This window comes from Mycobacterium sp. TH-M103, from assembly GCF_057473785.1.
The window spans coordinates 1-18349 of record NZ_JBYCLG010000239.1 but is presented as its reverse complement, the minus strand read 5'-3'; the positions used below and the strand labels follow the sequence as shown (position 1 = coordinate 18349).

Sequence of the window (18349 nt, the reverse complement as noted above, 5' to 3'; positions counted from 1 at the left end):
CATCGAGTGCTAGGAGCTGAACAGGTCGGTGACGTAGCCCGGTGTCAGCTCGGCGCTGCGCACCGCGCCGCCGGGCTCGGGCTGCGCCTCCAGCACCAGCCCGTCCCACCCCGCGTCGGCGAGCATCGCCGCGGCGACCAGCCCATGGTGCCCGGTGCCGGCCAGTTCGGGTCGACCGCGCGCATGCGGCGGTTGCCCACCACCTACTGCGTGTAGGTCCACCCGTCGGCCATCACGTCCCAGACCCGCTGGCAGGGCACGGCCACGCCCCGCGTCGCAATGATCACGGCAAATCCTCTCGCTGCTCGGGTTACCGCCGCCGAGTACCCGCCCGGGGCCGGGAGCCAAGCACCCGACCCTGGCGAACCGCAGGTTTACTGGCCGCCCCCAGTGGCTAATCTTCCAGCGTTTTCATTCGCTGACGAGAAAGGCGAGATCGTGACGGTACGACGGTTGATCATGGCGGTGGGCGCCGTGCTGTTGCTGGCCGGGGTGATCGGTTTGCTGGTGCCGGTTTCCATTTCCGACGGGAACGGAAATTCCATCGGCTGCGGGAACGCCGTGGCGGAGAATACGCAGGGCGCCCGTAACGCGACGCAGACAACCAACAACCAGACCGGGGCGAACATCCCGATCGTCGGCCAGTTCGCCCCGCATTCGCCCAATTACGTGGCACAGTGCAACTCGGCGGTGGGCAGCCGGCGCGCCTGGACGATCCCGCTGACGGTGGTCGGGGTCTTGGCGGTCGCCGGCGCGTTCCTGGTCCGACGGTCCGAGGGCGCGTCCCCGTCCGTCTAGGGCCCTCCGTTCGTCCCGCGTGCCGTCGATCGATGCCGGTGAGCCGTGACCGTGATCGTCGCGTTGGGTGAAAGCGCTTGTTGCCGAGCAGGATTCGCTTGTTGCCGAGCAGGATTCGCAGTGCGGATCACCCGGCGTTGACACCGGGCCCGATCCGGGATCGGCGGCGCGTGGTACGAAGGGGACATGACCGGAGGCCGCCGAGGACGCCCCCGGGGATGCAGGGGATAGCCAAGCACACATGCATTTTGCGTTTTTGCCGCCGGAGGTCAACTCCGCGCGCATCTATGCGGGTCCTGGTGCGGGTTCGATGCTGAGCGCCGCGTGGGCATGGGATGAGCTGGCCAACGAGTTGCACACCACCGCGTCCAACCTCGAGTCGGTGGTCTCGGAGCTCACCAGCGAACCGTGGGAGGGCCCGTCCGCGGCGTCGATGGCGGCGTCGGCCGCATCGCAGGTGGCATGGCTGAATATCGCCGCCGCGCAGGCGGGTCAGACCAGCGCCCAGGCCAGGGCTGCCGTGGCGGCATACGAGGCCGCCCATGCGATGACGGTGCCTCCGCCGGTGATCGCGTCCAACCGTGCACAGCTGATGTCGCTGATCGCGACGAATGTGTTGGGCCAGAACACCCCGGCGATCGCGGCCACCGAAGTCGCCTATGCCGAGATGTGGGCCCAGGACGTCGCCGCGATGTACGGCTATGCCGGTACCTCGCGGGCGGCCGCGGAGGTGACTCCGTTCGACCCGCCACGGCCGGCCACCGACCAGGGCGGGGTCATCGCACAAAGCGCCGCGGCCGCCCGGGCCGCCGCCACCTCGGCCGGCCACGCACAGGCGGCGCTGGCGAGTGGCACGCTGATGTCCGCGGTGCCGAATGCGTTGCGGGCGCTGACGGCCGCACCCTTCGGTTTGACCGGCTTTTCGGACTTCACGAATGTCTATGACCTGGTGGAACTCGGCTCCGAATTTCTGGGCAACGGTTTCGGGCTGATCGGGGTGTCGGGCGCCGCGGGGTTCATCTCCGAGGCCGAGCACAACGCCGTGGGGCCGGGGGCCGGGGAGAAAGCCCCGGCCGCGCCGCAACGTCCGGCGGGGACCGGGAAGGCGGCGCGCCCGCACGCGGCGGCCACCTCGGTTTCAGCCCACATGGGCGGTGGAGGCTCCCGCGGCCGGTTGTCGGTGCCGGCGGGCTGGACGTCGGCTGCCCCGGAGATGCGTCTGGCCGCCGTCGAATCGCCGATCGCCGGTTCCGTCCCGGGCCCACGTTCGGGCCTTGGCCCGTTCGGCGACATGCCCCTCTTCGGTGGGACTCCGCTGATGGCGTTTCCCTCGCGCGGCGCATCCGGTTCCCGAGAAGACCGGCCGGTCGACGAGGGAGCCCCGGGCAGCCGGGTACGTGCCGGGGCGGCCGTCGGGGACCGCGAGCAACGGTCCCGCACGGCCTCGAGCGGCCGGCCGTCCGGTACCACTACCGAGCTGCGCGAGATCACCGAAGTGCTGGGGAGACTCGCCGAACTCCGCGACAGGGGCGCCTTGACCGACACGGAGTTCGTCGAACAGAAGCAGCGCCTTCTCGGCGGTCGCTGAACTCGATCGTTCGCCGACCGTTGGGCCGGCCCCGGCTAGATCACCCGCAACCGCGCGGTACTGCGCAGCGCCTGCGGCGCGAACCGCGAAAGGGCGTAGAACGCGTAGGCTTCCGGCGCGACCGGACGGATCGGCTTGTTCTTGCGGATGGACGACAGGATCGCGTTGGCGACGTTCTCGGGGCCGTAATGGCGCAGCGCGAACAGCATGCCGAGCTGTCCGCGGCGACCGGCCACCTGCTCCGTCTTGCCCTGGGGCGCGTCGATGCGAGTGGTCTTGATGATGTTGGTATTGATGACGCCGGGGCAGATGGTGGTCAGCCCGACGCCGGCGGTGTCGAGCTCGGCCCGCAGGCAGTCGGAGAACATGAAGGCCGCCGCCTTGGAGCTGCAGTAGGCGCTCAGCGACTGCAGCGGTGAGTAGGAGGCCATCGACGCCACGTTGACGATGTGCCCGCCGGTGCCGCGTTCGACCAACCGCCGCGCGAACGACCGGCAGCCGTTCACCACGCCGCCGAAGTTGACGTCCATCACGCGGTCGAACTCCTCGGCGGGGGTGTCCAGGAAGCCGCCGGCGTGCCCGATGCCCGCGTTGTTGACGACGATGTCGGGGACACCGTGTTCGGCGCTGACCCGCTCGGCGAACGCCTCGACCGCGTCGGCGTCGGACACGTCGAGCACATAACTGTGCGCGACGCCGCCGCGCGCGGCGATCTCCGCCGCGGTTTCCTTGACGGACGCCTCGTCGATGTCGCTGACGACGAGTTCGGCGCCGTCGGCGGCGAAGGCGTACGCGGTCTCCCGGCCGATGCCGCTGCCGGCTCCGCTGACCGCGACCAGGGTGTCGCCGAAGTCCCCGCGGGGGCGGCCGACCTGCGCGCGCAGCAGCGCGCGGCTGGGCTGCCGGCCTTCGGCCAGGTCGGTCAGGTCGTGCACCGCGGCCGCCATCACCTGGGGGTGCGACATCGGGGAGAAGTGACCGGCCCTGATGTCGCGGCGCCACAGCCGCGGCACCCAGCGCGCGGTGTCATCGTAGCCGTAGGGCCGCACGTAGGGGTCGTCGGTGTTGACGATCAACTGCACCGGCACGTCGACCACCGGGATCGGCCGCTTCCTGGCGAACGCGGCGAAGTAGTTGGCGCGGTAGGTCTTCACCGAGCGGGCGGCGTCGCCGGCCAGGCCGGCGGAGTGGTGGATCTTGTCGTCGGGGATGCCGCCGACCATGTGGCGCCGGACCGCCTTGCTCCGCAGCGCCAGCCGCAGCACCAGCGGCGCGAGCACCGGTATCGAGAAGAACACCATGTAGGTCAGCCGCAGCGCCTGGCTGATCGCCCGGGCGAAGGTGCGCGGTCGCCACGGCCGCCGCAGCCCGCCGAAGATGTAGGCGACGAGCTGGTCCTGGCTGGGGCCCGACACCGACGTGAACGAGGCGACCCGGTCGGCGGCGCCGGGCCGGCTCAGGTACTCCCACACGCCCACCGACCCCCAGTCGTGGGCCAGGACGTGCACGGGTTGGCCGGGCGACAGCGCACCGGTGACCGCGGCGAAGTCGTCGGCGCAGCGCTCCATCGTGTACGCGGCGACCGGCTTGGGCGTCGACGAGCCGCCCACCCCCCGGTTGTCGTAGCGGATGACGCGGAACCGCTCGGCCAACAGCGGCACGACCCCGTCCCACAACACGTGCGAGTCGGGAAAGCCGTGCACCAGGACGACGGTCGGGCCCTCCGGGTTGCCCTCTTCGTAGGCCGCGATGCGCACCCCGTCCGTGCTGTCGACGAAATGCTGGGAAACCTGCTGTGTTGCCGCCATCTGAACTCCGCCACCCCCGATGTGCTCCGCCTGCCCCTGACTGGCAACGTGACCAGCAGTGGCCACACCGTAGCAAGCGGGTTGACCCTCGCCCCGGCATCGGCGCGCGGCAGCCCTGAATGTGTGCCGTTCCCGCGGCGATGACAAGATAGCGAATGGGAGAGTTCCGAGGACGACTCGGTTTCCCGCCGTTACACCACCGGGCTTCGACCTGCGCCGAACCACCAGCGATTCGAGGAGTCAGAAAAGATGGCCTTCTCCGTCCAGATGCCGGCACTCGGTGAGAGCGTCACCGAGGGGACGGTCACGCGCTGGCTCAAGCAGGAAGGCGACACGGTCGAAGTCGACGAGCCCCTCGTCGAGGTGTCCACCGACAAGGTCGACACCGAGATCCCCTCCCCCGCGGCCGGGGTGCTGATCAAGATCGTCGCCCGGGAAGACGACACCGTCGAGGTGGGCGGCGAGCTGGCCGTCATCGGCGACGCCGCCGAGGACGGCGGGGCGGGCGCGCAGGCGCCGAGCCGCCCGCAGCCCGAGACCCAGGCCGAGCCCGTACCCGAGCCCGAACCGGAGCCCGCGCAGGCGCAGGCCCCGCAACCTGACCGGGTTTCCGGCGACGCCACTCCAGTGCTGATGCCCGAACTCGGCGAGTCCGTTGCCGAGGGCATGATCACCCGCTGGCTGAAGAAGGTCGGCGATTCGGTGGCGGTCGACGAGCCGCTGGTGGAGGTGTCCACCGACAAGGTCGACACCGAGATTCCCTCGCCGGTGGCCGGTGTGCTGGTCAGCATCACCGCCGAGGAGGACGCCACGGTTCCGGTCGGCGGCGAGTTGGCACGGATCGGCTCGGGAGCCGGCGCGGTGTCCGCCCCCACCAAGCCATCCCAGCCCGAGCCGGCGCCCCAGCCCAAAGCCGAGCCCAAGACCGAGCCCGAGCCCAAGCCCGAGCCCGAGCCGGCGCCCCAGCCCAAACCCGAGACCAAGACCGAGCCCGCGCCGAAGGCCGAACCGGCACCGGCGCGGCCCGCTGCGGAGTCGCAGGGCCAGGGTGTGGCGGAGCGGACGCCGTACGTCACCCCGCTGGTGCGCAAGCTGGCCAACGAACACGACATCGACCTGAACGCGGTCACCGGGACCGGCGTGGGCGGCCGGATCCGCAAGCAGGACGTGCTCGCCGCGGCGGAACAGAAGAAGCAGGCCACCCGGGCACCCGCGCCGGCTCCCGCCGCCGGCGCGCCGAGGGCGGCCGCGGAGTCCCGACGGCCCGCACCCACCCCGGCACCGGCGCTGGCGCACCTGCGCGGCACCACGCAGAAGGCCAGCCGTATCCGGCAGCTCACCGCCGCCAAGACTCGCGAATCCTTGCAGGCGACGGCCCAGCTCACCCAGACCCACGAGGTCGACATGACCAGGATCGTCGGGTTGCGAGCGCGGGCCAAGGCGGCGTTCGCCGAACGCGAAGGGGTGAACCTGACCTTCCTGCCGTTCATCGCCCGCGCGGTGATCGACGCGCTGAAGACCCACCCGAACATCAACGCCAGCTACAACGAGGACACCAAGGAGATCACCTACTACGACGCCGAGCACCTCGGGTTCGCCGTCGACACCGAGCAGGGCCTGCTTTCCCCGGTGATCCACAACGCCGGCGATCTGTCCCTGGCCGGGCTGGCCCGCGCGATCGCCGACATCGCCGCGCGCGCCCGCTCGGGCGACCTCAAACCGGACGAGTTGTCCGGCGGCACCTTCACGATCACCAACATCGGCAGCCAGGGGGCGTTGTTCGACACCCCGATCCTGGTGCCGCCGCAGGCCGCGATGCTGGGCACCGGGGCCATCGTCAAGCGGCCCCGGGTGATCGTCGACGAATTCGGCAACGAGTCGATCGGCGTGCGCTCGGTCTGCTACCTGCCGCTGACCTACGACCACCGGCTCATCGACGGGGCCGACGCCGGACGCTTCCTCACCACGATCAAGAACCGGCTCGAAGAGGGAGCGTTCGAGGCCGACCTGGGGCTGTGAGAGCGTGGCCCGGGCTGGTGACAAGGCCGTCGTCGCGATCGCGGGTTCGTCCGGCCTGATCGGCTCCGCGCTGGCTGCCGCGCTGCGCGCCGCCGACCACCGGGTGCTGCGCATCGTGCGCAGGGCACCGGCGAATCCCGAAGAGCTGCATTGGAATCCGGAGAGCGGCAAGTTCGATCCCGACGCCCTGGACGACGTCGACGCCGTGGTGAACTTGTGCGGGGTCGACATCGGCCGGCGGCGCTGGTCGGGGGCGTTCAAGCAAAGCCTGCGCGACAGCCGCATCACTCCGACCGAGGTGCTGGCCAAGGCCGTCGCCGACGCCGGAATCGAAACGCTGATCAATGCCAGCGCGGTGGGCTATTACGGGCACACCAGGGACCGTGTGGTCGACGAGAACGCCCGGGCCGGCAGCGGTTTCCTGGCCCAGCTGTGCCAGGACTGGGAGGCCGCCACACTGCCGGCCCAATACGGCGGGGTCCGCGTCGTGCTGGCGCGCACCGGGGTGGTGCTGGGCGCGGCAAGCCAGGCGCTGCGCAAGGTGCGGCCGCTGTTCTCGTCCGGCCTCGGCGCCAGGCTGGGCAGCGGCCGTCAGTACATGTCGTGGATCAGCCTCGAGGACGAGGTGCGCGCCCTGCTGTTCGCGATGTCGCATCGCGCGCTGGCCGGGCCCGTGAACATGACCGGTCCGGCGCCGGTGACCAACGCCGAGTTCACCACCGCGTTAGGCCGCGCGGTCAACCGTCCCACCCCGCTGGTGCTGCCGGGGGTAGCGGTGCGCGCGGCGCTCGGCGAGTTCGCCGACGAGGCGCTGCTGATCGGGCAGCGCGCCATCCCCGGGGCGCTGGAACGGGCCGGTTTCCAGTTCCACCACAACACCATCGGCGAGGCGCTCGACTACGCGACCGCCCGGCGGGAACGCGACTAGATCCGCGGCCGTGCCGGGGGTGTACCGTCGCCACCGTGACCGCACCCATCAGGTCATCCATCAGGGCGCAGCCGGCCCCCATCGACGTCCGCCGGCTGGGCACGCTCGACTACGGCACCGCCTGGCAGTTGCAGCGTGACCTGGCCGACGCCCGGTCCGCCGGCGGCCGCGACGCATTGCTGTTGCTGGAGCACCCGCCGGTGTATACCGCGGGGCGGCGCACCGAACCGCACGAGCGACCCGTGGACGGCATGCCCGTCGTCGACACCGACCGCGGCGGCAAGATCACCTGGCACGGCCCGGGTCAGCTGGTCGGCTACCCGATCATCGGGCTGGCCGAACCGCTCGACGTCGTCAACTACGTTCGGCGGCTAGAGGAATCGCTGATCAAGGTCTGCGCAGACCTCGGCCTGGAAACCGTCCGCGTCGCGGGCCGCTCGGGCGTGTGGGTGCCGGGCGACGCGGCACGACCCGCACGCAAGGTCGCCGCCATCGGCGTACGGGTGTCCCGCGCGACCACCCTGCACGGGTTCGCGCTCAACTGCGACTGCGACCTCGGGGCGTTCGGCGCCATCGTGCCGTGCGGGATCAGCGACGCCGGGGTGACGTCCGTGTCGGCCGAACTGGGACGCACGGTGCGCGTCGAGGACGTATGTGCGGCGGTGGCGGTCGCGGTGTGCGACGCCCTGGATGGGGTCTTGCCGGTGCGGGACCATCCCGTCGCCCGCGTAGCATCGGCGATGTGACTGTCGCTCCCGAAGGCCGCAAACTGCTGCGGCTCGAGGTACGCAACGCCGAGACCCCCATCGAGCGCAAGCCCCCGTGGATCAAGGTCCGCGCGCGGATGGGACCCGAGTACACCCAGCTCAAGGCCCTGGTCCGGCGCGAGGGTTTGCACACGGTCTGCGAGGAGGCCGGCTGCCCCAACATCTTCGAATGCTGGGAGGACCGGGAGGCCACCTTCCTGATCGGCGGCGACCAATGCACACGGCGTTGCGACTTCTGCCAGATCGACACCGGCCGGCCGGCCGACCTGGACCGCGACGAGCCCCGCCGGGTCGCCGACAGCGTCCGGACGATGGGCCTGCGCTACGCCACGGTCACCGGCGTCGCCCGCGACGACCTGCCCGACGGCGGGGCCTGGCTGTACGCCGCCACGGTACGCGCCATCAAGGAGCTCAACCCGACGACGGGGGTCGAGCTGTTGATCCCCGACTTCAACGGCGACCCCGCCCGCCTGGCGGAGGTGTTCGAGTCACGCCCCGAGGTGCTGGCCCACAACGTCGAGACCGTGCCGCGGGTCTTTAAGCGGGTCCGACCCGCGTTCACCTACCGGCGCAGCCTGGACGTACTGACCGCCGCACGCGAGGCCGGTTTGGTGACCAAGAGCAACCTGATCCTCGGTCTGGGCGAGACGCCCGACGAGGTGCGCACCGCGCTGGCCGACCTGCGCGACGCCGGCTGCGACATCGTCACCATCACCCAGTACCTGCGGCCGTCGGCGCGCCACCATCCCGTCGAGCGCTGGGTCAAGCCCAGTGAGTTCACCGAGTTGGCCTGCCACGCAGAGAAATTGGGATTCTCCGGGGTCCTGGCGGGGCCGCTGGTGCGCTCGTCGTACCGCGCGGGGCGGCTCTACGAGCAGGCTGCCCGCGGCCCGGACAGCATGGAGGCCTCGGCGCCCTGACCGGCACCGCATATCCTTGGTGATTATGGCTAAATCCCGCAAAGCCGCCGAGAACAAAGCCGCCAGGGCCGAGGCACAGGCCGCCCGCAAGGCCGCCGCCAAGGAGCGCCGCGCCCAGCTGTGGCAGGCGTTCAACATTCAGCGCCAGGAGGACAACCGGCTGCTGCCGTACATGATCGGCGCCTTCGTGCTGATCGTGGCCGCCTCGGTGGCCGTCGGCCTCTGGGCAGGCGGGCTCACCATGATCACGCTGATCCCGCTGGGGGTGCTGCTCGGCGCGTTGGTCGCGTTCATCATATTCAGCCGCCGGGCGCAGAAATCGGTCTACAGCAAAGCCGAGGGCCAGGCGGGTGCCGCGGCGTGGGTGCTGGACAACATGCGCGGCAAGTGGCGGGTGACCCCCGGCGTCGCCGCGACCGGCCACTTCGACGCCGTACATCGGGTGCTCGGCCGGCCGGGGGTCATCCTGGTCGGCGAGGGGTCGGCGGCCCGGGTCAAACCGCTGCTGGCGCAGGAGAAGAAGCGCCACGCGCGCCTGGTCGGCGACGTACCGATCTACGACATCGTCGTCGGCAAGGGCGAGGGCGAGGTGCCCCTGGGCAAGCTGGAGCGCCACCTGACCCGCCTGCCGGCCAACATCACCGTCAAGCAGATGGACAGCCTGGAGTCGCGGATGGCCGCGCTCGGGTCGCGGGCGGGCGCCGGGGTCATGCCCAAGGGGCCACAGCCGAACGCCGGCAAGATGCGCGGCGTGCAGCGCACGGTGCGCCGCCGGTAGCGGCAGGGCATCTCCGCACCCTCGACCGTCAGCGCCGCACCACGGCCGTGCCGGTCACGCGATCGTGCAGGCCGCGGCCGTCGTAGTCGGTGAACAGGGCCGGGATGACCATCGCGACGAGCAGGCCGCGCACGGCCAGCCGGACGACGCCCACCGGTATCCGTCCGTCCACGGCCGCCACCCCCAGGCCCAGCGTCAACTGGCCGGGGGTGGAGCCGAACAGCCGCACCGCCACCACGCCGAGCACCCACCAGACGACCAGCACCGCGGTCGCCAGGCTCCGCTGGGAGAGCAGGCCGAATGTCAGGCCCAGCGCCGCCAGGCCGTAGGAGATCAGCCAGTCGATCAACAGCGCGGCCAGGCGGCGCCCCATCGGCGCCAGCGAACCCGCACCGCTCTCGGGCAATCCGAGCGCCTCACCCGGGTAGGCGGATCGCGATCCCGGCGTCATCGGGCGCGGTCTTGGCACGGCTGCCCGACGCGTAAGCGCGGCACTGCGGTGCGCCCACACGCCGGACCAGATACGATCTTGCGGTCCATGGCCCCACAATAGAGCCCCCGGCGCATAGCGCCGACCCGGCCACTTTTGCGGGCGGCGTGGGCACGTAACGTGCGCGCAACACGGGGTTGACCGGCGGGCAACATCAGCTTCATAGCGTCAGGCCGCGGATTTCACCAAGTAAAGGAGCAAGCTGTGACGGAAACGACGCCCGACGACGTCTTCAAACTCGTAAAGGACGAAAACGTCGAGTTCGTCGACGTCCGGTTCTGTGACCTGCCGGGCATCATGCAGCACTTCACGATTCCGGTGTCGTTCTTCGACGAGAGCGTGTTCGAGGACGGGTTGGCCTTCGACGGCTCGTCGATTCGCGGATTCCAGTCGATTCACGAGTCCGACATGCTGCTCCTGCCCGACCCGGCGACCGCGAAGGTCGACCTGTTCACCGAAGCCAAGACGCTGAACATGAACTTCTTCGTGCACGACCCGTTCACCCTCGAGCCGTATTCGCGCGACCCGCGCAACGTCGCCCGCAAGGCGGAGAACTACCTGATCAGCACCGGGGTGGCCGACACCGCCTACTTCGGCGCCGAGGCCGAGTTCTACATCTTCGACTCGATCAGCTTCGACTCGCGCACCAACGGCTCGTTCTACGAGATCGACGCGATCTCGGGATGGTGGAACACCGGTTCGCCCAACGAACTTGACGGCAGCCCCAACCGCGGCTACAAGGTCCGCCCCAAGGGCGGGTACTTCCCGGTCGCCCCCGTCGACCACTACGTCGACCTGCGCGCCAAGATGCTGCAGAACCTGATCAAGGCCGGCTTCGAGCTGGAGAAGGGCCACCACGAGGTGGGCACCGGCGGGCAGGCCGAGATCAACTACAAGTTCAACACCTTGCTGCACGCGGCCGACGACATGCAGTTGTACAAGTACATCGTCAAGAACACGGCGTGGCAGAACGGCAAGACCGTCACGTTCATGCCCAAGCCGCTGTTCGGCGACAACGGCTCGGGTATGCACACCCACCAGTCGCTGTGGAAGGACGGCAGCCCGCTGATGTACGACGAGACCGGCTACGCCGGCCTGTCGGACACCGCCCGCCACTACATCGGCGGCCTGTTGCACCACGCGCCGTCGCTGCTGGCGTTCACCAACCCGACCGTCAACTCCTACAAGCGGCTGGTCCCCGGGTACGAGGCGCCGATCAACCTGGTGTACAGCCAGCGCAACCGGTCGGCGTGCGTGCGCATCCCGATCACCGGCAGCAACCCGAAGGCCAAGCGGCTGGAGTTCCGTTGCCCCGACTCGTCGGGCAACCCGTACCTGGCGTTCTCGGCGATGCTGATGGCGGGCCTGGACGGCATCAAGAACAAGATCGAGCCCCAGGCGCCGGTCGACAAGGACCTCTACGAGCTGCCGCCCGAGGAGGCCGCCAACATCCCGCAGGCGCCTACCCAGCTGTCGGCGGTGATCGACCGGCTGGAAGAGGACCACGAATACCTCACCGAGGGCGGCGTTTTCACGCCCGACCTGATCGAGACGTGGATCGCCTTCAAGCGCGAGAACGAGATCCTGCCGGTGCAGGTGCGGCCGCATCCCTACGAGTTCGCGCTCTACTACGACGTCTAAGGCGTCGAGACGACGCCACCCGCGCCGCGATCACCCCCCGATTGCCGCGCGGGTGGTTTCGTCTTTGCCGGGCGAGCCACGGTCGACGGCGTTATCGTCCCTGCATGCCGCCGAGAAGCGCGGCCGGCTGTAACCGGAGGGAAGGATCCCAACATGAAGGCGAGAGTTTTGATGGCCACGGTCGGCGCCGCGGTGGCGGCCCTGGCCGCCGGTGTCGTGTGGACCGCACCCTCGGCGTCGGCCGGCACCCCCTATTGCGATGGGCTCGGCACCCCGCAGGAAGTTCGCGAGTGCAACTGCGGATTCGACTTCGACCCGGGTAGTCAGGAACTTCACGATTGCCTCTATGGAACCGCGGCCCCGACACCCAAACCCTGACATGACCCCGGGGCGCCTGAGCGGTCTCGTGGGTTTGTGCGCCGCGTCGCTCGCGGTCGCGCCGGCCGTCCCGATCGCCTCCGCCGACTCTCCCTCGTGGAACGGCAAGTACGCGATCACGTTCATGGTCGGCCCGAAGTCCGGGACCAGCCTGGCGGCCGGTGACCCCGAGGAACAGCACACCGACGTCTACACGTTCCGCTCAAGCTGCACGAACGGAACGTGCACGGCCACGATCGTCGACGGCCCACCGCCGAGCAACCCGACGGCTCCGCAACCGAAATTCACCTGGGACGGCTCGTCGTGGACCCAGGCCAGCGACTTCCAGTGGGACTGCATGTTGCCCGACACCACGATCCAGTGGAGTCCCGCCCACGCCACGGTGCGCTACACGCCCCAACCCGACGGGACGCTTGCCGGCACGATGCACACCGAGATCGCCAGCGGCCCGTGTCAGGGCACGATCGACATGAACATGACCGCCGCGCCCGTGTGAGAGCGCGCTCCGCCGGCGAGCCTCCCCCTACGCGAGACATAAACCTCTGCGGGCCGTGTCGGCGTGCCGTCGCAACCGTTTATGTGTCGCGGGGTCCCGCGAGGCTGGGCCGCGCCGCGGCTACCCGTCGAGCCCGAGGTCCTTGCGGAAGCGCGCCATGCCGTCGATCTTGTCGGCCAGCGTGGCGTCGGGGCCGGCGTAGAACATCCACGGCATGGTGATGATGCCGGTGATACCGGCGTCGGCGGCACGCTGGTAGTCGACGGGGGTGAACGCGTCGGTGAGGGGGGTGAGGATCGTGAATTCGTCCATCGTCAAACCATTTTCGGCCCGCAACTCCCGCAACCGGCCCACCGCCTCGATGGCTCGTTCGGTCTTGATCAGGTCGCCGATCCAGCCGTCGTTGCGCGCGGCGCGGCGCAGGGCGGCCTCGCTGAGCCCGCCGGCGTAGACAGGGATCGGCGGCGGTGTGGGCTGCATCTCCAGCCGCGGCGTCGGATAGAACTCGCCCTCGAATTCCGTCCAGCCCGGCTGCCACAGCGCCCGCATCAACTCGATCATCTCGTCGGTGCGCCTGCCGCGGGCCTCGAACCGCTCCCCCATCAGGGCGAACTCCTCGCGGCACCAGCCGACCCCGATGCCCAGTTCCACCCGGCCCGACGCCAGCACCGCCGCCGTGCCGATGGCTTTGGCTGCCGAATACGGGTTGCGTATCGCCGGGATGTAGACGGTCGTCACGAAGCGCAGCCGGGTAGTGACCTGGGCCAGGGCGCCGACGAGCACCCACGGGTCCGGCCAGTCGGTGAACGGCTGCCAGCGCCGCTGCCCGTCCTTGGTGTAGGGGTACGGCGTGTCCAGTGTTTCCAGGTTCACGACGTGGTCGGGGATCCCCATCCCGTCGTAGCCGAGTTCGTCTGCGGCCCTGGCGATCTCGATGATCTCGCGAGTGTCCAGAAATGCGCTGCTGACGTAGAACCTCATTGCGCGGAATCCCGCGCCCACGCCGGCTCGATGAACACGCCCTCGGCCTCCACGGTGACGCCCGCGTCATCCGAAATGGTACCGCGTGCAAACACTTTGACGCCCTCCCTGCCCTCGATCCAGGCCTCGCAGCGGAGCGCGCCCAGGGGGGTGCCGCGCAGGTACTTCACGGTGATGGTTCCGGTGAAACGCGGCTTGGACAGCCCCTCGCTGGCCGCCTCGCCGAGCATGTGGTCGAGCACCAGTGCGCTCACCCCACCGTGCACCAGGCCGGGCGGACCCTCGTACGCCGAGCCGAGGACGAACTCGCTCCAGCAGCGCCCGCCGCCCTCGTGGTGGACGACGACCGGCGGGGCGATCGGGTTGCACACACCCACCGCGGCGTTGCCCAGCGGCAGCGCGCGGCCGTCGACCCGGTAGCTGACCCCGGCGGGCCGGGTCCGCTGCCGCAACGAGGCGGTGACCGCCTCGATCGCCGACCGCGCGTCGACGACGACGTCCTCGTCGGCCTCGGTGTGGATGGTGGCGTCGACGAGCTCGCGCACGGCGTCGGCCAGCGGCGCGTAGAGGGCCGTGACCCGGTCGGCTTCCGTCGCGCTGAGAACCTCGAATGTGGCGTCCAACGCGCGGGCCTCCTGACTCAACTTCCGAACACCTTGCGCACGACCGCCTTCGCCCGCCGCGTCACCCGAAGATAGTTGTCCAGGAATTCGCCGCCGTCGTCGGTCGGCCATCCCGCGGCGACGGCGACCGCGTTGAGCTGGCGTCCGGGGCCCGGCAGCTGGTCTGTGGGCTTGCCGCGGACCAGCACCAGGGCGTTGCGCGCGCGGGTGGCGGTCAGCCACGCCTGACGCAGCAGGTCCACGTCTTCGGCGGGGACCAGCCCGGCCGCGGCGATCTCGTCCAGCGATTGCAGCGTCGAGGTGTTGTGCAGGGCTTCGATCTCGTGCGCGTACCGCAGTTGCAGCAGCTGCACGGTCCATTCGACGTCGGCCAGTCCCCCGCGACCCAGCTTCGTGTGGGTGTTGGGGTCGGCGCCCCGCGGCAGCCGCTCGGACTCGACCCGGGCCTTCATGCGGCGGATCTGCTGGACCGCTTCGGGCGACACCCCGTTGGCCGGATAGCGGATCTTGTCGGCCATCAGCAGGAACCGCTGCCCCAGCTCGGCGTCGCCGGCGACCGCGTGCGCGCGCAGCAGAGCCTGGATCTCCCACGGCTGCGCCCACTGCTGGTAGTAGGCGGTGTAGGCGCCCAGCGTGCGGACCAGCGGACCGTTGCGGCCCTCGGGCCGCAGGTTGGCGTCGACCTCCAGCGGCGGGTCGACGCTCGGAGTGCCCAGCAGCGTGCGTGTCTGCTCGGCTACCGACGTCGACCAGCGGATCGCCTGGGCGTCCTCGACGCCGTGGGCCGGCTCGCAGACGAACAACACGTCCGCGTCGGACCCGTAGCCCAGCTCGGCGCCGCCCAGCCTGCCCATCCCGATGACCGCGATCGCCGCCGGCGCCGTCCCCCCGCGGGGCCCGTCAGGGGGCAGGTTGGCCCGGATCATCGCGTCCAGCGCGGCCTGCAGGACGGCCACCCACACCGACGTCAGCGCCCGGCACACCTCGGTGACTTCCAGCATGCCCAGCAGGTCCGCCGAACCGATGCGGGCCAGCTCCCTGCGGCGCAGCGTGCGCGCGCCGGCGATCGCGCGCACCGGGTCGGTGTAGCGGCTGGCCGAGGCCACCAGCGAGCGAGCCACCGCGGCGGGGTCGGTGTCGAGCAGTTTGGGGCCGTTGGCGCCGTCGCCGTAACTCTGGATCACCGTGGGCGCGCGCATCAGCAGGTCGGGAACGTAGGTGGAGGTACCCAGCACGTGCATCAGCCGCTTGGCCACCGCCGGCTTGTCGCGCAGCGTGGCCAGATACCAGCTCTCCTGAGCCAGCGCCTCGGACAGGCGCCGGTAGGCCAGCAGCCCGCCGTCGGGGTCGGGCGCGTAGGACATCCAGTTCAGCAGCCGCGGCAGCAGCACCGACTGCACCCGGCCGCGCCGGCCGCTCTGGTTGACCAGCGCCGACATGTGCTTCAAGGCGGTCTGCGGCCCCTCGTAGCCGAGCGCGGCCAGCCGCCGCTCGGCCGCCTCGGTGCTCATGCCGTGCGAGATCTCCAGCCCGGGCGGGCCGATCGACTCCAGCAGCGGCTGGTAGAAGAGCTTGGCGTGCAGCTGTGACACCCGCAGGTTCTGGTGCTTGAGCTCCTCGCGCAGCACCCCGGCCGCGTCGTGGCGGCCGTCGGGCCGGATGTGGGCCGCGCGCGCCAGCCAGCGCACCGCCTCCTCGTCGTCGAACTCGGGCAGCAGGTGGGTGCGCTTGAGCCGCTGCAGCTGCAGCCGGTGTTCGAGCAACCGCAGGAACTCGTAGGAGGCGGTGAGGTTCGCGGTGTCCTCGCGGCCGACGTAGCCGCCCGCGCCCAGCGCGGCCAGCGCGTCGACGGTGGACGCCACCCGCAGCGACTCGTCGCTGCGGCCGTGCACCAGTTGCAGCAGCTGCACGGCGAACTCGACGTCCCGTATCCCGCCGCTGCCGAGTTTGATCTCGCGGGCGCGGACGTCGGCGGGCACCAGTTGCTCCACGCGGCGCCGCATGGCCTGGACCTCGACCACGAAGTGGTCGCGCTCGCAGGCGACCCACACCATCGGCAGCAACGCGGTCAGATAGCGTTCGCCGAGCTCGGCGTCGCCGACCGCCGCCCGGGCCTTCAGCAGCGCCTGGAACTCCCAGGTTTTCGCCCAGCGCTGGTAGTAGGCGACGTGGGACTCGACGGTGCGGACCAGCTCGCCGGCGCGACCCTCGGGCCGCAGGGCGGCGTCCACCTGGAAGAACGCCGTGGAGGCCACGCGCATCATCTCCCCGGCGACGCGGGCGCTGACCGGGTCGGCGCGCTCGGCGACGAAGATGACGTCGACGTCGCTGACGTAGTTCAGTTCGCGCGCACCGCATTTGCCCATCGCGATGACCGCCAGCCGCGGCGGCGTGCGATCACCGCACACGGTCAGCTCGGCCATCCGCAGCGCGGCCGCCAGCGCGGCGTCCGCGAGGTCCGACAGGTGGGCGCCCACCACGGTGAACGGCACCACCGGCTCGTCCTCGACCGTCGCGGCCAGGTCGAGCGCGGCCAGGACCAGCAGGCGGTCGCGGTACAGGTTCTGCAACCGCAGCACCGCCGAACCCGGCCCCGCCGACGCGTCGGGGTCGGACTCGTCGACGCATCCGACGAACGTCGCGCACAGCTCCTCGCGGGCGGGCAGTTTGACCTTGCCGCGCAGCAGCTTCCAGGACTGCGGGTTCGCGGCCAGGTGATCACCCAGCGCGAGCGACGAGCCGAGCGCCGCGAACAGCCGGCCGCGCAGGGCACGTTCGCTCAGCAGCGCTGCGCTGAGCTCCTCCCACCCGGTGTCGGGGTTCTCCGCCAGCCGCGCCAGGGCGCGCAGCGCGGCGTCGGCGTCCGGCGCGCGCGACAACGCCCACAGCAGGTCGACGTGGGCCTGGTCGTCGTGGTCGTACCAACCCAGCTGCGTCAGCCGTTCACCCGCGCGCGGATCGACCAACCCGAGCCGGCCCACGCTGGGCAGCTTCGGGCGATGCGTTGCGGGTTTGGTCACGACCACGACCGTAGCGCAACCCGCGCGCCGCTCAGGCCAACTGAGCTACAGAGACAAGTAGGTGCTCAGCTCGTATGGCGTGACCCGGCTGCGGTAGTTGGCCCACTCGGTGCGCTTGTTGCGCAAGAAGAAATCGAAGACGTGCTCACCGAGCGTCTCGGCGACGAGCTCGGAGGACTCCATGGCGCGCAGCGCGCTGTCGAGACTGGTGGGCAGCTCGCGGTAGCCCATCGTGCGGCGCTCCTCGGGGGTCAGGTCCCACACGTTGTCCTCGGCCTGCGGGCCCAGCACGTACCCCTTCTCCACCCCGCGCAGTCCGGCGGCCAACAGCACCGCGAACGCCAGATACGGGTTGCACGCCGAGTCTGGGCTGCGCACCTCGATCCGCCGCGAGGAAGTCTTGTGCGGCGTGTACATCGGCACCCGCACCAGGGCGGAGCGGTTGGCCGCCCCCCACGACGCGGCGGTCGGCGCCTCACCGCCCTGCACCAGCCGCTTGTAGGAGTTGACCCATTGGTTGGTGACCGCGCTGATCTCGGACGCGTGCTCGAGGATCCCGGCGATGAACGACTTGCCGACGTCGGAGAGCTGCAGCGGGTCCTCGGTGCTGTGGAATGCGTTGACGTCGCCCTCGAACAGGCTCATGTGGGTGTGCATGGCCGAACCGGGGTGCTCCGCGAACGGCTTGGGCATGAACGTCGCCCGCGCGCCGTTCTCGATCGCCACCTCCTTGATGACGTAGCGGAACGTCATCACGTTGTCGGCCATCGACAGGGCGTCGGCGAAACGCAGGTCGATCTCCTGCTGGCCGGGCGCGCCCTCGTGGTGGCTGAACTCCACCGAGATGCCCATGAACTCCAGCGCGTCGATCGCGTGCCGACGGAAGTGCGACGCCGAATCGTGCACCGCCTGGTCGAAATAGCCGGCGTTGTCGACGGGGACGGGCACCGACCCGTCGTCCGGCCCGGGCTTGAGCAGGAAGAACTCGATCTCGGGGTGCACGTAGCAGGAGAAACCCAGGTCGTTGGCCTTCTGCAGCTGACGGCGCAGCACGTGCCGCGGGTCCGCCCACGACTGCGACCCGTCCGGCATGGTGATGTCGCAGAACATCCGC

Annotated in this window: 16 protein-coding genes and 2 pseudogenes; 10 read left to right on the top strand and 8 right to left on the bottom strand. The window is 70.3% G+C overall.

From position 1 onward, the window contains the following. Positions 1–12 precede the first annotated feature (12 nt). A pseudogene (locus AC2VOR_RS13830) lies at positions 13–126 on the bottom strand (hypothetical protein); the annotation flags it as partial. A gap of 80 nt (positions 127–206) precedes the next feature. Beyond that, positions 207–287: pseudogene (locus AC2VOR_RS13825) on the bottom strand (SRPBCC family protein); the annotation flags it as partial. Between the two features lie 151 nt (positions 288–438). On the opposite strand from AC2VOR_RS13825, the gene AC2VOR_RS13820 reads away from it, so the two are divergent. Continuing rightward, positions 439–798 carry an aminopeptidase gene (locus AC2VOR_RS13820; RefSeq protein WP_369738258.1) on the top strand — a complete coding sequence of 120 codons (360 nt, stop codon included), beginning with the start codon at positions 439–441 and terminating at the stop codon, positions 796–798. A gap of 241 nt (positions 799–1039) precedes the next feature. After that, complete coding sequence (locus tag AC2VOR_RS13815) at positions 1040–2386, top strand: PPE family protein, SVP subgroup (protein ID WP_486963961.1); 1347 nt, start codon at positions 1040–1042, stop codon at positions 2384–2386. A 35-nt stretch (positions 2387–2421) separates the two neighbouring features. On the opposite strand, the gene AC2VOR_RS13810 is transcribed toward AC2VOR_RS13815, so the two are convergent. Further along, on the bottom strand, positions 2422–4194 hold the full coding sequence (locus tag AC2VOR_RS13810; protein WP_369738255.1) for an SDR family oxidoreductase: 1773 nt from the start codon (positions 4192–4194) through the stop codon (positions 2422–2424). Between the two features lie 249 nt (positions 4195–4443). Between AC2VOR_RS13810 and sucB the strand changes: the two genes are divergently transcribed. Genes sucB through AC2VOR_RS13785 form a run of 5 tightly spaced genes read left to right on the top strand, consistent with a single transcriptional unit; the run spans position 4444 to position 9606 of the window. Then, entirely contained in the window at positions 4444–6213 is a 1770-nt protein-coding gene (sucB, locus tag AC2VOR_RS13805; RefSeq protein ID WP_486963960.1) for a 2-oxoglutarate dehydrogenase, E2 component, dihydrolipoamide succinyltransferase, read from the top strand. A gap of 4 nt (positions 6214–6217) precedes the next feature. After that, positions 6218–7141 carry a TIGR01777 family oxidoreductase gene (locus tag AC2VOR_RS13800; protein ID WP_369738253.1) on the top strand — a complete coding sequence of 308 codons (924 nt, stop codon included), beginning with the start codon at positions 6218–6220 and terminating at the stop codon, positions 7139–7141. Positions 7142–7188: 47 nt separating this feature from the next. After that, complete coding sequence (lipB, locus tag AC2VOR_RS13795) at positions 7189–7887, top strand: lipoyl(octanoyl) transferase LipB (RefSeq protein WP_369741541.1); 699 nt, start codon at positions 7189–7191, stop codon at positions 7885–7887. Then, positions 7884–8828 (top strand): lipoyl synthase, encoded by a 945-nt coding sequence (lipA, locus tag AC2VOR_RS13790; RefSeq protein ID WP_486963959.1) that lies wholly within the window; start codon positions 7884–7886, stop codon positions 8826–8828. Before lipB ends, lipA begins: the two co-directional genes overlap by 4 nt. Positions 8829–8853: 25 nt before the next feature. Beyond that, positions 8854–9606, top strand: a complete 753-nt coding sequence (locus AC2VOR_RS13785; RefSeq protein ID WP_369738252.1) for a DUF4191 domain-containing protein — start codon at positions 8854–8856, stop codon at positions 9604–9606. A 28-nt stretch (positions 9607–9634) separates the two neighbouring features. On the opposite strand, the gene AC2VOR_RS13780 is transcribed toward AC2VOR_RS13785, so the two are convergent. Beyond that, on the bottom strand, positions 9635–10057 hold the full coding sequence (locus tag AC2VOR_RS13780; protein ID WP_369738251.1) for an RDD family protein: 423 nt from the start codon (positions 10055–10057) through the stop codon (positions 9635–9637). Positions 10058–10300: 243 nt separating this feature from the next. Here AC2VOR_RS13780 and glnA point away from each other — a divergent pair, with 243 nt between their 5' ends. The 3 genes from glnA (at position 10301) to AC2VOR_RS13765 (ending at position 12611) form a co-directional block, all read left to right on the top strand. Beyond that, on the top strand, positions 10301–11737 hold the full coding sequence (glnA, locus tag AC2VOR_RS13775) for a type I glutamate--ammonia ligase (RefSeq protein ID WP_369738250.1): 1437 nt from the start codon (positions 10301–10303) through the stop codon (positions 11735–11737). 153 nt (positions 11738–11890) lie between these two features. Then, positions 11891–12115, top strand: a complete 225-nt coding sequence (locus tag AC2VOR_RS13770; RefSeq protein ID WP_369738249.1) for a hypothetical protein — start codon at positions 11891–11893, stop codon at positions 12113–12115. A gap of 1 nt (position 12116) precedes the next feature. Beyond that, on the top strand, positions 12117–12611 hold the full coding sequence (locus AC2VOR_RS13765) for an Rv2253 family sensor-like surface protein (RefSeq protein ID WP_369738248.1): 495 nt from the start codon (positions 12117–12119) through the stop codon (positions 12609–12611). A 120-nt stretch (positions 12612–12731) separates the two neighbouring features. Here the strand turns inward: AC2VOR_RS13765 and AC2VOR_RS13760 are convergent, their stop codons facing one another. The 4 genes from AC2VOR_RS13760 to AC2VOR_RS13745 all read right to left on the bottom strand — a co-directional run. Beyond that, complete coding sequence (locus AC2VOR_RS13760) at positions 12732–13592, bottom strand: TIGR03619 family F420-dependent LLM class oxidoreductase (protein ID WP_486963958.1); 861 nt, start codon at positions 13590–13592, stop codon at positions 12732–12734. Further along, complete coding sequence (locus AC2VOR_RS13755; protein ID WP_369738246.1) at positions 13589–14236, bottom strand: PaaI family thioesterase; 648 nt, start codon at positions 14234–14236, stop codon at positions 13589–13591. Before AC2VOR_RS13755 ends, AC2VOR_RS13760 begins: the two co-directional genes overlap by 4 nt. Next, positions 14233–17241 carry a bifunctional [glutamine synthetase] adenylyltransferase/[glutamine synthetase]-adenylyl-L-tyrosine phosphorylase gene (locus AC2VOR_RS13750; protein ID WP_486963957.1) on the bottom strand — a complete coding sequence of 1003 codons (3009 nt, stop codon included), beginning with the start codon at positions 17239–17241 and terminating at the stop codon, positions 14233–14235. The genes AC2VOR_RS13755 and AC2VOR_RS13750 overlap by 4 nt, the downstream gene beginning before the upstream one ends. A 39-nt stretch (positions 17242–17280) precedes the next feature. Continuing rightward, positions 17281–18349: glutamine synthetase family protein (locus AC2VOR_RS13745; RefSeq protein ID WP_486963956.1), on the bottom strand; the 1069-nt coding region annotated here is incomplete at its 5' end.

What these genes read in the sequence shown, in the direction of transcription:
- AC2VOR_RS13815 (WP_486963961.1), top strand. Translation starts at nt 1,040, where the DNA reads ATGCATTTTGCGTTTTTGCCGCCGGAGGTCAACTCCGCGCGCATCTAT.
- AC2VOR_RS13810 (WP_369738255.1), bottom strand. Translation starts at nt 4,194, where the DNA reads ATGGCGGCAACACAGCAGGTTTCCCAGCATTTCGTCGACAGCACGGAC.
- sucB (WP_486963960.1), top strand. Translation starts at nt 4,444, where the DNA reads ATGGCCTTCTCCGTCCAGATGCCGGCACTCGGTGAGAGCGTCACCGAG.
- AC2VOR_RS13785 (WP_369738252.1), top strand. Translation starts at nt 8,854, where the DNA reads ATGGCTAAATCCCGCAAAGCCGCCGAGAACAAAGCCGCCAGGGCCGAG.
- AC2VOR_RS13780 (WP_369738251.1), bottom strand. Translation starts at nt 10,057, where the DNA reads ATGACGCCGGGATCGCGATCCGCCTACCCGGGTGAGGCGCTCGGATTG.
- AC2VOR_RS13770 (WP_369738249.1), top strand. Translation starts at nt 11,891, where the DNA reads ATGAAGGCGAGAGTTTTGATGGCCACGGTCGGCGCCGCGGTGGCGGCC.
- AC2VOR_RS13765 (WP_369738248.1), top strand. Translation starts at nt 12,117, where the DNA reads ATGACCCCGGGGCGCCTGAGCGGTCTCGTGGGTTTGTGCGCCGCGTCG.
- AC2VOR_RS13760 (WP_486963958.1), bottom strand. Translation starts at nt 13,592, where the DNA reads ATGAGGTTCTACGTCAGCAGCGCATTTCTGGACACTCGCGAGATCATC.